The following is a 16,369-nucleotide window of genomic DNA, read 5'->3' on the forward strand; positions in this document are numbered from 1 at the left end:
GGCTTTCCGGGAGTAAGTGCGTGTCCACCCTTTGCGAATGGGCTGGCACGGCCATGCGTGGTCGCCAGCAATGCGGGTCGCAGGTGACGGTCGATTTGACCGGCACGGCCGCCCCGACCTCGCAGGGTGGTCCCCGTCCGGCGCCTGCCGCCGCACGGCCCAGCACCTCCCTCGCTGCCCCAGCGAACCGGAAAACCCCCTTCAAGCTCCATGCCCGCCCTCCGGGTGCGCGTGGTGCTGCCGTTTTCCATTTCCAGACAGGATGCTTGCAGCCATGACTCCCTTGATTTTCGTAACCGGCGGCGTGGTGTCCTCGCTCGGCAAAGGCATTGCCGCTGCGTCACTGGCCGCCATTCTCGAAGCCCGTGGCCTGAAGGTCACGATGATGAAGCTCGATCCGTACATCAACGTCGACCCGGGCACCATGAGCCCGTTCCAGCACGGTGAGGTCTACGTCACCGACGACGGCGCCGAGACCGACCTCGACCTGGGCCACTACGAGCGCTTCGTGCGCACCCGCCTGAGCCGCAAGAACTCGGTCACCACCGGCCGCATCTACGAGAACGTGATCCGCAAGGAGCGCCGTGGCGACTACCTGGGCGCGACGGTGCAGGTCATTCCGCACATCACCGACGAGATCCGCCGCTGCATCGATGAAGCCACGGAAGGCTACGACGTGGCGCTGGTCGAGATCGGCGGTACTGTCGGCGACATCGAGTCGCTGCCGTTCCTGGAAGCGATCCGCCAGGTGCGCACCGAGCGTGGCCCGGAGAAGGCGCTGTTCATGCACCTTACCCTGGTGCCGTACATCGGCGCCGCCGGCGAGCTGAAGACCAAGCCGACCCAGCATTCGGTGAAGGAGCTGCGCTCGATCGGCATCCAGCCGGACGTGCTGCTGTGCCGCTCCGAGCAGGCGGTGCCGGATTCGGAGCGCCGCAAGATCGCCCAGTTCACCAACGTCTCCGAGCGCGCGGTGATCAGCGTGCCGGACGTGGACGTGCTGTACCGCATTCCGTCGGGCCTGCACGCGCAGGGCCTGGACGAGATCGTGGTCAACCAGCTGAAGCTGGCCGACAAGGCCGGCCCGGTCGACCTGTCGATGTGGGAAGACGCGGTCGACGCGACCCTGCATCCGCTGGACGAAGTGACCATCGCCGTGGTTGGCAAGTACGTCGATCACCAGGATGCCTACAAGTCGGTCGGCGAAGCCCTCAAGCACGGTGGCCTGCGCCAGCGCACCAAGGTCAACCTGAAGTGGCTGGAAGCACAGGACCTGGAAGGCACCGACATGGCCGCACTGGCCGATGTCGACGGCATCCTGGTGCCGGGTGGTTTCGGTGACCGTGGTTTCGAAGGCAAGGTGCTGACCTCGAAGTTCGCCCGCGAGCAGCAGGTGCCGTACTTCGGCATCTGCTACGGCATGCAGGCGGCCGTGGTCGACTACGCGCGCAACGTGGTCGGCCTGGAAGGTGCCAACAGCACCGAGAACGACCGCCAGTCGCCGAACCCGGTGATCGGCCTGATCACCGAATGGCGCACCGCGACCGGTGACGTGGAAAAGCGCGACGACAAGAGCGACCTCGGCGGCACCATGCGCCTGGGCCTGCAGGAACAGCGCCTGAAGCCGGGCACGCTGGCCCGCGAGCTGTATGGCAAGGACGTCGTCGCCGAGCGTCACCGCCACCGTTACGAGTTCAACAACCGTTACCGCACCCAACTGGAAGATGCCGGCCTGGTGATCGCCGGCAAGTCGATGGACGACACCCTGGTGGAAGTGGTCGAACTGCCGCGCGACGCGCACCCGTGGTTCCTGGCCTGCCAGGCGCACCCGGAATTCCTGTCCACGCCGCGTGACGGCCATCCGCTGTTCATCGGTTTCATCCGCGCCGCACGCGAGCGCAAGGCCGGCGGCAAGCTGCTTTCCGAAGCGCGCGCCTGACTTGTGAATGGGGGCTTCGGCCCCCATCCTGCATGCTTCAACCCCCAGCGCACCGGCCCGGCCGGTGCTGCGGACAACAAGGAAACGCCATGAAACTGTGTGGATTCGAGGTCGGGCTGGACCAGCCCCTGTTCCTGATCGCCGGCCCCTGCGTGATCGAGTCGATGCAGCTGCAGCTCGATACCGCCGGCAAGTTGAAGGAAGTCACCGACAAGCTCGGCGTCAACTTCATCTTCAAGTCCAGCTTCGACAAGGCCAACCGTACTTCGGGCACCGCGTTCCGTGGCCCGGGCATGGAAGAGGGCCTTAAGGTCCTGGCCGAGGTCAGGAAGCAGATCGGCGTGCCGGTGCTGACCGACGTCCATGAGTACACCCCGATGGACGAAGTGGCCTCGGTGGTGGACGTGCTGCAGACCCCGGCGTTCCTGGTCCGCCAGACCGACTTCATCCGCAAGGTGTGCTCGGCCGGCAAGCCGGTCAACATCAAGAAGGGCCAGTTCCTGGCGCCGTGGGACATGAAGCCGGTCGTGGAGAAGGCCAAGGCCACCGGCAACGAGCAGATCATGGTCTGCGAACGTGGTGCCAGCTTCGGCTACAACAACCTGGTCAGCGACATGCGTTCGCTGGCGGTGATGCGCGACACCGGTTGCCCGGTGGTGTTCGACGCCACCCATTCGGTGCAGCTGCCGGGCGGGCAGGGCACCAGTTCCGGTGGCCAGCGCGAGCACGTGCCGGTGCTGGCGCGTGCCGCCGTGGCGGTGGGCATCTCCGGCCTGTTCGCCGAGACCCATCCGGATCCGTCCAAGGCGCTGTCCGATGGCCCCAATGCGTGGCCGCTGGACCAGATGGAAGCACTGCTTGAGACCTTGATGGAACTCGACGCAGTGACCAAGAAGCACGGCTTCTCGCGCTTCGCGTGAGTCGTGACCCGTGGCTGGCGCTGGAAACCCAGCGCCGCCGCCGGCACTGGAAACAGTGGCCGTGGGGCCTGATCGCACTGGGCCTGGCCGTGCTGTTCACTGTGGGCATGTCCGGGCTGATGCTGATCGGTGCCGCGTCCGTGCGGCCGCCGGGTGATGGCAGCAGCGCACTCGATCTGCGCGCGTACTTCATTGCGCTGCTGGTGGCAGAGCTGCTCGGTGCCGTGGGATGCGTCGCTGCTGCTGTGCAGGCCTGGAGGCTGAATCGCGGCAAGGTGGCCGCTGGCCTGGCGATCATCCTGCTCTCGCTCTGGCTCGGCGCCCTGTTCTACGGAGTGCTTTGATGAATGCGACCACATCGGCGCGAGGCTGGCCCTGGGGCCTGATCGCCCTGGGGCTGTCCGTGTTGACCTGGATCGCCCTGGTGGTGGGCGTACTGGCCTTCACCGCCGGTTTCCGGCCGCCGGGGGACGGGAACAACGGCGTGCAGGCCACGCAGTGGTGGTTGCTGGGCGCACTGGTCACGATGGTGCTGTCCTTCCTGGGCAGCCCGGTGGCGATGGTGCTGGCCTGGCGACGGCGGCGTGGCCCCATCCTGGCGGCGGTTGCTGGTGCATTGCTGGTGATGCTGGTGTCGATGGTCCTGATCGTGATCGGGTCCAGCTGGGGCTGAAGCCGCCCACGCCATTTGGCAAGTGGCGGGCAGCCGGGGATAATCACGCGGCATTCGTTTTGTCGCCCCCTCTCCAGACAGGTAACCGGTCCGACCATGAGCACGATCCGCAGCATCCACGCCCGTGAAATCCTCGACAGTCGTGGCAACCCCACGCTGGAAGCCGAAGTCATCCTGGAGGACGGTTCGTTCGGTCGTGCCGCGGTTCCCTCCGGCGCCTCGACCGGCACCAAGGAAGCGGTCGAGCTGCGTGACGGCGACAAGACCCGTTACCTGGGCAAGGGCGTGCGCAAGGCCGTCGACAACGTCAACACCACGATTGCCGCCGCGCTGAAGGGCTTTGAGGCCACCGACCAGGCCGGCCTCGACCGTCGCCTGATCGACCTTGACGGCACCGAGAACAAGGGCCGCCTGGGTGCCAACGCGCTGCTGGGTGTTTCGATGGCCGCTGCGCACGCCGCCGCCGCATCGAACAAGCAGGCGCTGTGGCAGTACCTGGCCGCCAGGACCGGCGTGACCCCGTCGCTGCCGGTGCCGATGATGAACATCATCAACGGCGGCGCGCACGCCGACAACAACGTCGACTTCCAGGAATTCATGGTGTTGCCGGTCGGCTTCACCTCGTTCTCCGAAGCGCTGCGTGCCGGTACCGAAATCTTCCATTCGCTGAAGTCGGTGCTGAAGGGCCACGGCCTGAGCACGGCGGTCGGCGACGAAGGCGGCTTTGCTCCGGACTTCCGCAGCAACGTCGAAGCGCTGGACACCATCCTTGAAGCGATCGGCAAGGCCGGCTACACCGCCGGTGAAGACGTGCTGCTGGGCCTGGACGTCGCCTCCAGCGAATTCTTCGAGAACGGCAAGTACAACCTGGTCGGCGAGAACAAGCGCCTGACCTCCGAGCAGTTCGTCGACTTCCTCGCCGACTGGGCCGCGCAGTACCCGATCATCACGATCGAAGACGGCCTGGCCGAGAACGACTGGGCTGGCTGGAAGCTGCTGACCGACCGCATCGGCAAGAAGGTGCAGCTGGTCGGTGACGACCTGTTCGTGACCAACCCGAAGATCTTCCAGGAAGGCATCGACTCGGGCACCGCCAACGCGATCCTGATCAAGGTCAACCAGATCGGCACCCTGAGCGAAACCCTGGAAGCGATCGCCATGGCCGACCGCGCCGGTTATGCCGCGGTGGTCTCGCACCGTTCGGGCGAAACCGAAGACACCACCATCGCCGACATCGCAGTGGCTACCACCGCCACCCAGATCAAGACCGGTTCGCTGTGCCGCAGCGATCGCGTGGCCAAGTACAACCAGCTGCTGCGCATCGAGGAAGCCCTCGGTGCCGGCGCGCGTTACGCCGGTCGTGACGCGTTCGTTTCGCTGAAGCGCTGAGCCGATGCGCGACTGGCGCTGGATGCTGCTGGTGCTGGCCCTGCTGCTGGGCTGGCTGCAGTACCGCTTCTGGTTCGGTCCGGGCAATTCGGGCGAAGTGATGATGCTCGAAGCCCAGGTCGCCAACCAGGAGCGGGACAATGAGGGTCTGCAGCAGCGCAACGACGCGCTCGCTGCCGAAGTGAAGGACCTCAAGGAAGGCCAGTCCGCCATCGAGGAGCGCGCACGCAGCGAGCTGGGCATGATCAAGCCCGGCGAGAAGTTCTATCGTGTGGTCGAGGATGCGCCGGTCCACCCGGCGCAGCCTGCGGCAGGTGTCAGTGCGCAGGTTGGCGACCACCCGGCGGACGTGCCATGAGTGCGGCCATCTGGGTCGTGGTTCCGGCTGCGGGCCGTGGCACCCGCTTCGGCGCGCCGTTGCCCAAGCAATACCTGCAGGCAGGGGGACAGATCCTGCTTGCCCATACCCTGGACGCCCTGCTGGCGCACCCGGCCGTGGCCGGGGCGATGGTGGTGATCGGCCAGGACGACGCCGACTGGCCCGGCTGGAACGAGTGGGCGGGCAAGCCGGTGCTGACCTGCATCGGTGGCGCGACCCGTGCCGCTTCGGTGCTGGCTGGCCTGCAGGCGCTGCCGGAGACGGTGCGCGCTGATGAGTTCGTACTGGTCCACGATGCCGCGCGGCCGAACCTGTCGCCGGCCGATCTCGGCCGCCTGCTTGAAGTCGGTCGTACCGACCCGGTGGGGGCGATCCTGGCCGCACCGGTACGTGACACGCTCAAGCGTGCAGGCGACGACGGTGGCATCGATGGCACCGAGCCGCGTGAGCGCCTCTGGCGTGCACTGACCCCGCAGCTGTTCCGCCGCCATCAGCTCAGCCGCGCGCTGTCCGACGCCGCTGCCGCCGGTGTTGAAGTCACCGACGAGGCGATGGCCATGGAGCGCCAGGGCCAGCGCCCGCTGCTGGTGGAAGGCAGCGAGGACAACTTCAAGGTCACCACCCCGGCCGATCTGGACCGGTTCGAATTCGTACTTTCCCGCCGCGCCGGCTGACCGCCCGCGTGGCCCTGCTGCAAGGGTTGCATCCATGAGCACCGCACCGTTCCCGCCCGTCCGCATCGGCCAGGGCTACGACGTCCATGCCTTCGGCGAAGGCGATCACATCATGCTTGGCGGCGTGAACGTTCCACACAGCTGTGGCGTGCTTGCGCACAGCGATGGCGACGTGATCCTGCACGCCTTGTGCGATGCGATGCTCGGTGCGCTTGCGCTGGGCGACATCGGCCAGCATTTCCCACCCAGTGACGACCGCTGGAAGGGCGCCGACAGCAGCGACTTCGTGCGTCATTGCGACAGCCTGCTGCGCGAGCGCGGCTGGCGCGTCGGCAACACCGACATCACCGTGATCTGCGAGCGGCCGAAGGTTGGCCCGCATGCGCTGGCGATGCGTGAGCGCATCGGCGGCCTGCTGCAGTTGCCGCTGGATGCGGTCAGCGTCAAGGCCACCACCTCGGAAAAGCTGGGCTTCACCGGCCGTGGTGAAGGCATTGCCGCACAGGCGGTCGTGTTGCTGGTGGCGGCATGATTCCGCTGCCGTTGGCATTTGGTGCGCCGTTGTTGACGGCGCGCATCCGCACCACGCCAGACGATTTCCAGGTTGACGAGCTGCCGGCCTTCGAGGCCACCGGCGAAGGCGAGCACCTGTTGCTGCACATCCGAAAGCGCGGTGCCAACACCGTGCATGTGGCCAAGGTGCTGGCCAAGTGGGCGGGCCTGCCGGAAATGGCGGTGAGTTACGCCGGCATGAAAGACCGCCACGCGGTCACCACCCAGCGTTTCAGCGTGCACCTGCCCAAGCGCATTGCGCCGGACTTGGCCGAGCTGGCCAGTGACGAGATCGAAGTGCTCGAAGCGACCTGGCACAACCGCAAGCTGCAGCGTGGCGCACTGGCCGGCAACCGCTTCAAGCTGGTCCTGCGCGAGGTGCAGGGCGATGCCGCAGCGATCAGCGAACGCCTGCAGCAGATTGCCGGGCGCGGCCTGCCGAACTGGTTTGGCGAGCAGCGCTTTGGCCGCGACGGCGGCAACGTGCCGGCGGCACTGGCGATGTTCGGTGGCCGCCGCATGCGCAAGGACCAGCGTTCACTGCTGCTGTCTGCCGCCCGATCGGCGCTGTTCAACCGCGTGCTGGCTGCGCGCGTGGAGCAGGGCAACTGGGATCAGCCACTGGACGGCGAGGTGTGGATGCTGGACGGCAGCCGCAGCGTGTTCGGCCCGGAGCCGTACACCGACGTGCTGGCCGAGCGCCTCGCGCGGTTCGACATCCATCCCAGCGCACCGCTGTGGGGCGAAGGCGAGCTGCGCAGCACCGAAGCGGCACGCGAGCTGGAGCTGGCCGCGCTCGACGACGAGGAATCGAAGGCACTGCGGGCCGGCCTGGAAGACGCGCGCCTGAAGCAGGAGCGCCGCGCGCTGCGCCTGCGCCCCGCGTTGTTGCAGCACCAGTGGCTGGGCGATGACGTGCTGGAGCTATCGTTCGCGCTGCCGCCGGGCTGCTACGCCACCGCCGTGCTGCACGAGCTCGGCCCGGTCGAAGACGCCTCGCAGGCCTGAGCAGGGCGCGCGGTAGAGTCGACTGTCAGTCGACTTGCGCGCGCAGCGCGGGGTATTCGCTTGCCGCTGGAAGAGCAGTCGACTGACAGTCGACTCTACCTGGACTCATGGCGTCCCCTTTTTTCAGCGCCGCGCCAGCAGCACCAGCACCGCGCCGGTGCCGCCTTGCCCGGTCGGCGCCGAATGGAATGCCAGTACGTCGTTGCGCAGCCGCAGCAGGCGGTCGACCAGGTTCTTCAGTACCGGTGCACCGCCGTCGGACTGCAATCCCTTGCCGTGGATGATGCGCACGCAGCCATACTCGTGTGCATGCGCTTCCAGCAGGAACTGGCGCAGCAGCGTCTCCGCCTGCGCGGCGGTGGCGCCATGCAGGTCCAGTTCGTCCTGCACCGAATACTGGCCACGCTTGAGGCGCTGGAACAGGCGAGGTGGCAGGTTGTCGCGGCGATAGCTGGCCACGTCGCCGGCTTCCAGTGGCGTGCTGTCGCGCAGCAGCCGGGCGAACTCGCCGGCGGCTTCGGCCTCGTCACGTTCGGCCATGCGCGCGCGCGGCTTCGGCCGGGGCGCAGCCGGTGCCGGCTCGGCATCCTTGCGCAGCGGCGTCACTTCGCCGATGGCCGCGCGGAACAACGCGGCCGGATCTTCGTCTTCAGGGTGCGACATGCGCACAGGGTAAACCGCTGGCGCAGGTCTGCCTATGACGGTTCGATGTCGGCCGTGACCGCCGGCAGGGTAGGACCGGCGGCTCGCATGCGGCACAATAGACGATGCCCTTGCAGGGTCGACGGCTTCCGCAGGGGAGTACGACGGTCCCGCCCACACTGCACGGTGATGGAATCGAATTCTTGGAAAATCAAGCGGTTAAATCGAAGATGCGAATCCTGGTCAGTAACGACGATGGCGTCGACGCCGCAGGCATCCGGATGCTTGCTTCGGTGCTGCGTGAGGCCGGTCACGAAGTCACGGTGGTCGCGCCCGACCGCGATCGCTCCGGCGCCAGCAATTCGCTGACCCTGGACCTGCCGATCCGCCTCAAGCGCATCGACCATTACACCGTCTCGGTGGCCGGTACCCCGACCGACTGCGTGCACCTGGCGCTGACCGGGCTGCTCGAGTTCGAACCCGACATTGTCGTGTCCGGCATCAACAACGCCGCCAATCTCGGCGATGACGTGATCTATTCCGGCACCGTCTCGGCGGCGATGGAAGGTCGCTTCCTCGGCCTGCCGGCGGTGGCGGTCTCGCTGGTTACCCGCAACCACGATCCGAAACACTTCGAGACCGCCGCGCGCGCTGCGGTGGAGATCGTCGCCCGGCTCAAGGCCGATCCGTTGCCGGCTGACACCATCCTCAACGTCAACGTGCCGGACCTGCCGTGGAACGAGGTCAAGGGCTTCGAGGTCACCCGCCTGGGCAACCGCCATCGTGCAGAAGGCTGCATCGCGCAGAAGGACCCACGCGGCAACGAGGTGTACTGGATCGGCCCGGCCGGTCGTGAGCAGGACTCCGGCCCCGGCACCGACTTCCACGCGGTGCGCACCGGGCATATCTCGATCACCCCGATCCAGGTCGACCTGACCCGCTACCAGGCACTGGAGAAAGTGGCCAGCTGGGTCGGCGGCCTCAGCGCCGCGCTGGACCAGCCGGCATGAGTCCACGCCTGCGCCTGCAACCGGAAGCCGTCGGCATCGGCATGACCTCGCAGCGTGTGCGCGACCGCCTGGTCGATCGCCTGCGCGAGGCTGGCATCGTCGACGAGTCGACCTTGAATGCGATCCGGGTGGTGCCACGTCATCTGTTCATCGACGAAGCGCTTGCGTCACGCGCCTACGAAGACACCGCCCTGCCGATCGGCCACGGCCAGACCATCTCGCAGCCGTGGGTGGTGGCGCGCATGACCGAAGCCGTGCTGCAGGTCTCGCCGAAGAAAGTGCTGGAAGTCGGTACCGGCTCCGGCTACCAGGCCGCCGTGCTCGGCGCGCTGGGCCTGGAGATCTACACCGTCGAACGCATCGGCGACCTGCTGCGACAGGCGCGCAAGCGCTTCCGTGCGCTGGGCATGAATATCCGCACCAAGCATGATGATGGCCGCGCGGGCTGGGCCGAGCACGGCCCGTTCGATGCCATCGTCGTCACCGCCGCGGCGCCTGCACTGGTCGATGAACTGGTCGGGCAGCTGGCCGAGGGCGGCCGCCTGGTGGCGCCGGTCGGCGGGCCGGGTGGGCAGTCGCTGGTGCAGCTGGACCGCAGGGCTGACGGCAGCATCGAACAACGCGTGCTTGCGCCGGTCACCTTCGTGCCGCTGCTGTCCGGCATGCTCGACTAATCCACGGAGCAGGGTTGCATGAAGATTTTCGGGCCGCTGTACGAGCGGGCGATGAAGTGGGCGGCGCACGAACGCGCGCCGACCTACCTGACGGTGTTGAGCTTCTTCGAGGCGATCATCTTTCCGGTGATGCCGGAAGTGATGCTGGCGCCGATGTGCGTGGCCCAGCCGAAACGCGGCTGGTGGTTCGCCACCCTCAGTCTGGCCGGCTCGATGGTCGGCGCGCTGATTGGCTATGCATTGGGTCATTACGCCTTCGAAGCGATCAAGCCGTTGTTCGAAGCACTGGGCATGCTGCCGGCCATCGAGCAGGGCATCACCACCGTGCAGGCCAAGATGGCCGAGTCGCCGTGGGCGGTGTTCACCTTCCTGGTGCTGGGCGGCTTCATGCCCATCCCGATGAAGGTCTTCACGTGGGCATCGGGTATCGTCGGCGTGCCGATGCCGCAGTACCTGTTGAGCATGCTGATCGGTCGCGGCAAGCGCGTGTTCGTGCTGGCCGCGGTCATCCGTATCGGTGGTGCGCGTGCTGAAGCGGCACTGCGTCGCTGGATTGAACCGCTGGGCTGGATCGCCACCGCGTTGGTGGTGGTGCTGATCGCCTGGCTTGTATGGAGGTCGAAGTTCGCATGAATCCTGATCGTCTGAGCAAGGGAGTGCGCATCGGCGCGCTGGCGTTGCTGGTTTCCACCCTGGCCGCCTGCGGCACCGCAACCGTGGTTCGTCCTGGTGGTGGCAGCACCGGTGGCGGTGTGACCACGCCGAAGACCTCGGTGCCCAAGCCCGGGCAGACCGTGGTGGTGCGCAAGGGCGATACCATCTATGCGCTGGCCCGCATCCATGACATCACCCCGGCCGACCTGATTGCCTGGAACAGCCTGGACAACCCCTCGACCATCCATCCGGGGCAGGTGATCCGACTGTATCCGGCCGGTGCCAGCGGCGGCCGCGCGCCGACCACGGTGGTCACCCCGCCGCGCTCGGGTGGCAGCAGCGGCGGCAGCACCACATCGGCCCCGGCCCCGGCGCCGGTGGGTCCGGTGAAGAGCAACATCGCCTGGCGCTGGCCGGCCGATGGCGCGATCGTCGGCCGCTACGTGGCCGGTGACGCGACCAAGCAGGGCGTGGACATCGCCGGTACCAGCGGCCAGCCGGTCAAGGCCACCGCCAACGGTGTGGTGGTGTACTCCGGCGCCGGCCTGGTTGGCTACGGCGAGCTGATCATCATCAAGCACAGCGACCAGTGGCTGTCGGCCTATGGCCACAACCGCAAGCGCCTGGTGAATGAAGGGCAGAGCGTGAAGGCCGGTGAGCAGATCGCCGAGATGGGCCGCACCGGTGCGAACCGCGACATGGTCCACTTCGAGATCCGTTACAACGGTAAGCCGGTGGACCCGCAGCAGTACCTCCCGGCACGCTGATCGTCGATTCGCCATCTGGGCGGATCCCCGGCCCGGCGCAGCGCGCCGGGCGTTCGCCAACGGCGCGGCCCATGGGCCGCAAACGCCGTCAGCTCACCCGCTACAACGGCAAGCCGGTGGACCCGCAGCAATACCTGCCGGCGCGTTGAGGTCGTGGGGTCGGGTGGCGCCGGGCAATGCTCGGCGTTCCCGACCTGTAGCGTCGAGCCATGCTCGACTCGCTGTACGCTGGCCGCCGTGGGTGGCCATTTGCGACCATGAGTGGCGCATCTCAAGCTTCCCGGCGAGCCAGGGAAGCGGCATGCTTCAACGGCCCCCCAATCCGGTGCCGCATGTCTCGCCCAACAGCCCTTTTCGTGCTGCTCATCGTCGCGCCATTGGCGGCCGCCGCCAGCAGCGATCCACGTGACGTGGTCACCCGCCTCTACGACGCCATCCAGGCACCGACGTCGAACGAAACGGCCATTTCCCCGCTGCTGGGTGAGGCCCTCCGCTCAGCCATCGCTGGGCAGCGTGCATATGAACAGGCCTGCACCGCACTGGCGGCGCCTGATGAAAAGCCGCACATGCTGGACCAGAGCCCGTATCTGCTGGCGCCGGATCGACCGGAAACGATATCCGTGGGAATGCCCGGATCGAGCGGTGACGCCACCTGGATCCATGTCGACATGGCCGTGGGCGACTATCGCTGGACCGACCGGGTCCTGCTGCAGCGGCAGGACCGGGACTGGAAGGTCATGGATATCCGCTGGGGGCAGGGCGGCAACCTGATTGGCCGGCTCAAGGCGTTCTCGGCATTCCGCTGCACACCTTCGGGCAGCTAGCCGGGAGCCACCCGGCGATTCGACCTCAGCCTTCCAGAATGAAGGCGGCGGCGACCTTGCGGCCTTCGCCGGCCAGGATGTTGAAGGTGCGCGCGGCGGCTGGATTGTTCATCACTTCCAGGCCGATGCCGCGTGACAGGCAGGCGGCCATCACCACCGCCGGCGGGAACACCTGACGGTCACCTGTGCCGAGCACGATCAGCGCAGGGTTCAGCGCCAGGATCGGCTCCAGGTCAGCCAGCTGCAGCGCAGTGGCGCTCACCACCGGCCATTGCGTGACCAGCTGGTCCGGGGTCAGGAAGAAACTGCTGCCCAGTGCCTGGTCATTCACCTTGGCCGAGCGGCCATCGGCGGCACGGAGGCTATAGGCGTAATCCGGCGGTTCGTGGTTCAGCTGCATGGCAGTAGGGCGATCAGCCGCGCGGCAGCACGATCTGGCGCTGTTCCTTGCTCGGGCGGTACAGCACGGCGACGTGGCCGATGCGCTGCACCAGCGCGCTTTCGGTGGCTTCGACGATCTCGCCGATCATCACGTCACGGGCGTCGCGGTCTTCAGCAGCGACCTTCACCTTGACCAGCTCGTGGCGCTCCAGCACTTCGTTCAGCTCAGCGATGAAGGCCGGGGTCACACCCTTGCCGCCGGTCTGCAGCAGGGCCTTCAGGTCGTGGGCTTGGCCGCGCAGGAAACGGGTCTGGGAGGCGGTCAGGGCGATGGACATGCAGGAAAACACGGTTGAATGGGGCGATCAGGGTATCATGAGGACCCCATCAGCCCCTATTTTCAATGGCTACCCGCAGCAAAAGCAGCCAGCGCTGGCTCAAGGAACACTTCTCCGACCCCTTCGTGAAGAAGGCCCAGGCCGAAGGCATGCGCTCGCGCGCCGCCTACAAGCTCGAAGAGCTGCTGGAACGTGACCGGTTGCTGAAGCCGCACATGGTGGTCGTCGACCTCGGTGCCGCCCCGGGCGGCTGGTCTCAGCAGGTGCGGAGACAGATCGGCGACACCGGTCGCGTGCTGGCGCTGGACATCCTGGACATGCCGCCGCTGGCCGGCGTGGAGTTCCTTCATGGTGACTTCAGGGAAGAAGCCGTTCTATCGCAGTTTGAAGCCATGCTCGGGGATCAGCCGGTAGACCTTGTGCTGTCGGACATGGCCCCCAATAAGAGTGGCGTAGGCGCGGTCGACCAGCCGCGGATGATGCACCTGGCGGAGCTGGCCCTGGATTTTGCCGACAACCACCTGAAGACCGGTGGGGCGTTCCTGATCAAGCTGTTCCAGGGTGAAGGCTTTGACGACTACGTGCGCGACATGCGCCGCCGGTACGACAAGGTCTCCATCCGCAAGCCGGAAGCGTCGCGCAAGCGCTCTCCCGAGGTGTATGCCTTGGGTCAGGGAAAACGCGCCCACATGAAGTAAGCTCGCAACGTACGCAAGTTCGACCCCAACGCAACGCCAGCACTGAGAGGAACACCGGAGCCAATGAGGATGAACGACTTGACCAAGAACCTCCTGCTATGGGTGGTCGTCGCCGTCGTGCTGATGGTGGTCTTCCAGAGCTTCTCGCCGAAGTCCTCCGGGGCCGGCGCGCAGGGCGCGTCCTACTCGCAGTTCCTGGACCAGGTGGACAGCGGCAACGTGCAGAAGGTCGCCTTTGGCGGCGACATGCGTGGCGGCACCAGCCAGCTGACCTACACCACCCGCGGTGGGCAGTCGTCCACCATCACCGCGCCGTTCGATCGTGACCTGATCAACGTGCTGCGTACCAAGAACGTGGAGATCGTGCAGGAGGAGCCGTCCAGCGGCATTTCCCTCGGCGCGATCCTGATGAATTTCCTGCCGGTCATCCTGATCATCGGCTTCTGGTTGTTCATCATGCGCCAGATGCAGGGCGGTGGCGGCGGTGCCAAGGGCGCGATGTCCTTCGGCAAGTCGCGCGCCAAGCTGCAGGGCGAAGACCAGATCAAGGTCACCTTCGCCGACGTCGCCGGCTGCGACGAGGCCAAGGAAGAAGTGGGCGAACTGGTCGACTTCCTGCGCGACCCGTCCAAGTTCACCAAGCTGGGCGGCAAGATTCCGCGCGGCGTGCTGATGGTGGGTCCGCCGGGTACCGGCAAGACGCTTCTGGCCAAGGCCATCGCCGGCGAAGCCAAGGTGCCGTTCTTCTCGATCTCGGGTTCGGACTTCGTGGAAATGTTCGTCGGCGTCGGCGCCAGCCGCGTGCGTGACATGTTCGAGCAGGCCAAGAAGCACGCGCCGTGCATCATCTTCATTGACGAAATCGACGCCGTCGGCCGCCACCGTGGCGCCGGCCTGGGCGGCGGTCACGACGAGCGCGAGCAGACCCTGAACCAGCTGCTGGTCGAGATGGACGGTTTCGAGGGTGGCGAAGGCGTGATCGTGATCGCCGCGACCAACCGTCCGGACGTGCTGGACCCGGCGCTGCTGCGCCCGGGCCGTTTCGACCGCCAGGTCGTGGTCGGCCTGCCGGACGTGAAGGGCCGCGAGCACATCCTCAAGGTCCACATGCGCAAGCTGCCGCTGGCTGACGACGTCGAGCCGATGGTGATCGCGCGTGGTACCCCAGGCTTCTCCGGTGCGGACCTGGCCAACCTCTGCAACGAGGCGGCCCTGTTCGCCGCGCGCGGCAACGAGAAGGAAGTCCGCATGGACCACTTCGACCGTGCCCGCGACAAGATCCTGATGGGTGCCGAGCGCCGCTCGATGGCCATGAGCGAGGACGAGAAGACCCTGACCGCGTACCACGAGGCCGGCCACGCCATCGTCGGCCGCCTGGTGCCCGAGCACGACCCGGTCTACAAGGTCACCATCATTCCGCGCGGCCGTGCGCTGGGTGTGACCATGTACCTGCCGGAAGGCGACAAGTACTCGATGAACCGCGTGGCGATCCAGTCGCAGCTGTGCTCGCTGTACGGCGGCCGCGTCGCTGAAGAACTGATCTTCGGCGAGGACAAGGTCACCACCGGCGCCTCCAACGACATCGAGCGTGCCACCAAGATGGCCCGCAACATGGTCACCAAGTGGGGCCTGTCCGAGCAGCTCGGCCCGATCGCCTATGGCGAAGAGGACGACGAGGTGTTCCTGGGCCGTTCGGTCACCCAGCACAAGAGCGTGTCCAACGACACGGCGCGCCGGATCGACGAAGAAGTGCGCAACATCCTCGACAAGGCCTACGCCCGCACGACCCAGCTGCTGACCGAGAACATCGACAAGCTGCACGCGATGTCGCAGCTGCTGCTGCAGTACGAGACCATCGACGCGCCGCAGATCGACGCGATCATGGAAGGCCGCGATCCGCCGCCGCCGGCGGGCTGGAGCAAGTCGAACAAGGATGGCGGCAACGACAAGGGCGGCGACGCCCGTCCGCTGCCGCCGATCGCAGGCCCGGCCGAATCGCACTGACGGCCCGCTGCAGGTGACACCAGACGAGGCCGGGGCAACCCGGCTTCGTCGTTTCCGGGCCACTGGCCCATCCCGAAGAACCGATCTGACGCTGGAGCCCGCATGTCCGCCCCGAAGCCCGAACCGATTTCCCACACTGCCGAAATGGTGATCGCCACCGTGGTCGGCGTGGGCGTGGGCCTGGGGGCCGACAACCTGCTGCTGGGCTGCGTGGTGGGTATCGGGGTCGGCATCGTGCTGAGCATCGCCAAGACCCTGTACGTGGACCGCAAGCGCCGCCGCCGTTGAGGGGGTGTCGGCAGGGCTTCGCCCTGCACCCGTGGTAGTGCCGGCCGCTGGCCGGCAACCTCAACAGCAACAGCAAAAGCTGGCTATCCGTGGGATGGCGGGGCGGTGTGGGCAGGCAGGACACGCCGTAAACCCATCCATGGGGGCTCGATGGCGCCATCCATGGCGCCAACGGTCCTGCCAACCCACACCGCCCCACCTCTGACAGATTCCTGCTGCTGTTGGTGGGTGTCGACCTTGGTCGACACGGTAGATCCACGCCATGCGTGGATGCATTTCGATTCCAATTCGAAATATTCGATTCCGATGGAGATTCATCCACGCATGGCGTGGATCTACTGCAGATCGCGGAGATCTGTCGAAGGCGGGGTGGGTCCGGTTGCGGGGGCGTGAGCCGCATGGATGCGGCGACCGAGCCTTATCTGATGAAAATCTGTCAGCGTAGGTGTCGAGAGCCGGCGTGGGCCGCCGTACGAGCCTGGATCTCGACGATCGCCATGTAGCTTGGCGCCCACGCCGGAATCTCCCTTGATCCGCCCGAACAGTTGCTGGAGC

The 16,369-nt window shown here is 66.6% G+C and carries 20 protein-coding genes; 17 read left to right on the forward strand and 3 right to left on the reverse strand.

Annotated features, from left to right (window positions below):
- Nucleotides 1-274 precede the first annotated feature (274 nt).
- The 9 genes from pyrG (at nucleotide 275) to truD (ending at nucleotide 7,534) form a co-directional block, all read left to right on the forward strand.
- On the forward strand, nucleotides 275-1,939 hold the full coding sequence (gene pyrG, locus AC5P78_RS12505) for a CTP synthase (protein ID WP_005408998.1): 1,665 nt from the start codon (nucleotides 275-277) through the stop codon (nucleotides 1,937-1,939).
- Nucleotides 1,940-2,028: 89 nt separating this feature from the next.
- Nucleotides 2,029-2,859, forward strand: a complete 831-nt coding sequence (gene kdsA, locus AC5P78_RS12510; protein ID WP_005408999.1) for a 3-deoxy-8-phosphooctulonate synthase — start codon at nucleotides 2,029-2,031, stop codon at nucleotides 2,857-2,859.
- Nucleotides 2,856-3,203, forward strand: a complete 348-nt coding sequence (locus tag AC5P78_RS12515) for a hypothetical protein (RefSeq protein WP_012479724.1) — start codon at nucleotides 2,856-2,858, stop codon at nucleotides 3,201-3,203. The genes kdsA and AC5P78_RS12515 overlap by 4 nt, the downstream gene beginning before the upstream one ends.
- A complete protein-coding gene (locus AC5P78_RS12520; RefSeq protein ID WP_044569798.1) occupies nucleotides 3,203-3,532 on the forward strand; it encodes a hypothetical protein in 330 nt (109 codons plus the stop codon). The genes AC5P78_RS12515 and AC5P78_RS12520 overlap by 1 nt, the downstream gene beginning before the upstream one ends.
- A 96-nt stretch (nucleotides 3,533-3,628) precedes the next feature.
- On the forward strand, nucleotides 3,629-4,921 hold the full coding sequence (gene eno / locus AC5P78_RS12525) for a phosphopyruvate hydratase (RefSeq protein ID WP_005409002.1): 1,293 nt from the start codon (nucleotides 3,629-3,631) through the stop codon (nucleotides 4,919-4,921).
- A gap of 4 nt (nucleotides 4,922-4,925) precedes the next feature.
- Nucleotides 4,926-5,279 (forward strand): cell division protein FtsB, encoded by a 354-nt coding sequence (ftsB, locus tag AC5P78_RS12530; RefSeq protein WP_005412924.1) that lies wholly within the window; start codon nucleotides 4,926-4,928, stop codon nucleotides 5,277-5,279.
- On the forward strand, nucleotides 5,276-5,974 hold the full coding sequence (gene ispD, locus AC5P78_RS12535) for a 2-C-methyl-D-erythritol 4-phosphate cytidylyltransferase (protein ID WP_005409004.1): 699 nt from the start codon (nucleotides 5,276-5,278) through the stop codon (nucleotides 5,972-5,974). The genes ftsB and ispD overlap by 4 nt, the downstream gene beginning before the upstream one ends.
- Before the next feature lie 34 nt (nucleotides 5,975-6,008).
- Nucleotides 6,009-6,506 (forward strand): 2-C-methyl-D-erythritol 2,4-cyclodiphosphate synthase, encoded by a 498-nt coding sequence (gene ispF, locus AC5P78_RS12540; RefSeq protein ID WP_005409005.1) that lies wholly within the window; start codon nucleotides 6,009-6,011, stop codon nucleotides 6,504-6,506.
- On the forward strand, nucleotides 6,503-7,534 hold the full coding sequence (gene truD / locus AC5P78_RS12545) for a tRNA pseudouridine(13) synthase TruD (RefSeq protein WP_005409006.1): 1,032 nt from the start codon (nucleotides 6,503-6,505) through the stop codon (nucleotides 7,532-7,534). The genes ispF and truD overlap by 4 nt, the downstream gene beginning before the upstream one ends.
- A gap of 123 nt (nucleotides 7,535-7,657) precedes the next feature.
- On the opposite strand, the gene AC5P78_RS12550 is transcribed toward truD, so the two are convergent.
- Nucleotides 7,658-8,197: a Smr/MutS family protein gene (locus AC5P78_RS12550; RefSeq protein ID WP_005409007.1), complete on the reverse strand. Its 540-nt coding sequence runs from the start codon at nucleotides 8,195-8,197 to the stop codon at nucleotides 7,658-7,660.
- A 209-nt stretch (nucleotides 8,198-8,406) separates the two neighbouring features.
- Between AC5P78_RS12550 and surE the strand changes: the two genes are divergently transcribed.
- The 5 genes from surE to AC5P78_RS12575 all read left to right on the forward strand — a co-directional run bounded on the left by surE (nucleotide 8,407) and on the right by AC5P78_RS12575 (nucleotide 12,105).
- On the forward strand, nucleotides 8,407-9,186 hold the full coding sequence (gene surE / locus AC5P78_RS12555; protein WP_005409008.1) for a 5'/3'-nucleotidase SurE: 780 nt from the start codon (nucleotides 8,407-8,409) through the stop codon (nucleotides 9,184-9,186).
- A complete protein-coding gene (locus AC5P78_RS12560; RefSeq protein ID WP_005409009.1) occupies nucleotides 9,183-9,860 on the forward strand; it encodes a protein-L-isoaspartate(D-aspartate) O-methyltransferase in 678 nt (225 codons plus the stop codon). Before surE ends, AC5P78_RS12560 begins: the two co-directional genes overlap by 4 nt.
- A gap of 18 nt (nucleotides 9,861-9,878) precedes the next feature.
- Complete coding sequence (locus AC5P78_RS12565) at nucleotides 9,879-10,493, forward strand: YqaA family protein (RefSeq protein WP_005409010.1); 615 nt, start codon at nucleotides 9,879-9,881, stop codon at nucleotides 10,491-10,493.
- Nucleotides 10,490-11,281 carry a peptidoglycan DD-metalloendopeptidase family protein gene (locus AC5P78_RS12570; protein ID WP_005409011.1) on the forward strand — a complete coding sequence of 264 codons (792 nt, stop codon included), beginning with the start codon at nucleotides 10,490-10,492 and terminating at the stop codon, nucleotides 11,279-11,281. Before AC5P78_RS12565 ends, AC5P78_RS12570 begins: the two co-directional genes overlap by 4 nt.
- A 332-nt stretch (nucleotides 11,282-11,613) precedes the next feature.
- Nucleotides 11,614-12,105, forward strand: coding sequence for a hypothetical protein (locus AC5P78_RS12575; protein WP_044569804.1), 492 nt, complete (start codon nucleotides 11,614-11,616; stop codon nucleotides 12,103-12,105).
- Between the two features lie 25 nt (nucleotides 12,106-12,130).
- Here the strand turns inward: AC5P78_RS12575 and AC5P78_RS12580 are convergent, their stop codons facing one another.
- Nucleotides 12,131-12,505: an Mth938-like domain-containing protein gene (locus AC5P78_RS12580; RefSeq protein ID WP_005412930.1), complete on the reverse strand. Its 375-nt coding sequence runs from the start codon at nucleotides 12,503-12,505 to the stop codon at nucleotides 12,131-12,133.
- Nucleotides 12,506-12,518: 13 nt separating this feature from the next.
- On the reverse strand, nucleotides 12,519-12,824 hold the full coding sequence (gene yhbY / locus AC5P78_RS12585) for a ribosome assembly RNA-binding protein YhbY (RefSeq protein WP_004152868.1): 306 nt from the start codon (nucleotides 12,822-12,824) through the stop codon (nucleotides 12,519-12,521).
- A gap of 65 nt (nucleotides 12,825-12,889) precedes the next feature.
- Here yhbY and rlmE point away from each other — a divergent pair, with 65 nt between their 5' ends.
- The 3 genes from rlmE (at nucleotide 12,890) to AC5P78_RS12600 (ending at nucleotide 15,814) form a co-directional block, all read left to right on the forward strand.
- Nucleotides 12,890-13,522, forward strand: a complete 633-nt coding sequence (rlmE, locus tag AC5P78_RS12590; RefSeq protein WP_005409014.1) for a 23S rRNA (uridine(2552)-2'-O)-methyltransferase RlmE — start codon at nucleotides 12,890-12,892, stop codon at nucleotides 13,520-13,522.
- Between the two features lie 69 nt (nucleotides 13,523-13,591).
- A complete protein-coding gene (gene ftsH, locus AC5P78_RS12595) occupies nucleotides 13,592-15,526 on the forward strand; it encodes an ATP-dependent zinc metalloprotease FtsH (protein ID WP_005409015.1) in 1,935 nt (644 codons plus the stop codon).
- 102 nt (nucleotides 15,527-15,628) lie between these two features.
- A complete protein-coding gene (locus tag AC5P78_RS12600) occupies nucleotides 15,629-15,814 on the forward strand; it encodes a hypothetical protein (RefSeq protein WP_005409016.1) in 186 nt (61 codons plus the stop codon).
- Nucleotides 15,815-16,369 lie beyond the last annotated feature (555 nt).

Source organism: Stenotrophomonas sp. YJH_SMC_133 (genome assembly GCF_059370655.1).